At 64.9% G+C, this 515-nt stretch carries 1 protein-coding gene; it reads right to left on the bottom strand.

Going from position 1 to position 515, the window contains the following annotated elements; all coding sequences use genetic code 11:
* Nucleotides 1-78 precede the first annotated feature (78 nt).
* Nucleotides 79-515, bottom strand: a 437-nt coding sequence (locus DEQ92_RS21895) for a PGF-CTERM sorting domain-containing protein (RefSeq protein ID WP_115821782.1), incomplete at its 5' end; no start/stop codon positions are given.

Below are 515 nucleotides of genomic sequence, written 5' to 3'. Positions count from 1 at the left end.
CGTACCGTCCGGCGAGACATCTATGGAGACGTACGATAACCCCTATCACCGCACGGAATCGAAAGGGCTGCGTTGCGGTTATCGACGGAGCGCCAGGAGTGCGGCGGCCGCGAGCGCGACAACTGACACCGAGAGACCGAATCCGGGGGCGTCGGTCGACGTCGTCGCGGGCGCGTCAGTCTCGGCCGTCGTTGTCGTTGTCTCTGCCGCGGTCGTCGGCGACTCCGTAGCCGACGTCTCCGCCTGGCTCTGGAGCGTCTGGTATTCCTCGTAGGCGTCGGGATGAACCGCTTCGAGAATCGTCTCCGCCGCGAGAACCGAACGGGGCGCGGGCTGCTGGAGGTAGTTCGTGTTCACGCGGACGACGTTCCCCTCCTGGATCGCGGTCGTGCTGTTGTACGCTTCGTTCTCGGGGACCGGACTGCCTTCGGGGGCCACGATCCACTGGGGGTCGAGATCAACGACCGTCTCGTCGTTGATCATCTGAAAGCCCGTGATGCCGGCTTCTGCAGCTC

Origin of the sequence: Haloferax sp. Atlit-6N (assembly GCF_003383195.1) — an archaeon.
Taxonomy (GTDB): Archaea; Halobacteriota; Halobacteria; order Halobacteriales; family Haloferacaceae; genus Haloferax; species Haloferax gibbonsii.
This window is presented reverse-complemented; position numbering and strand designations above follow the sequence as displayed.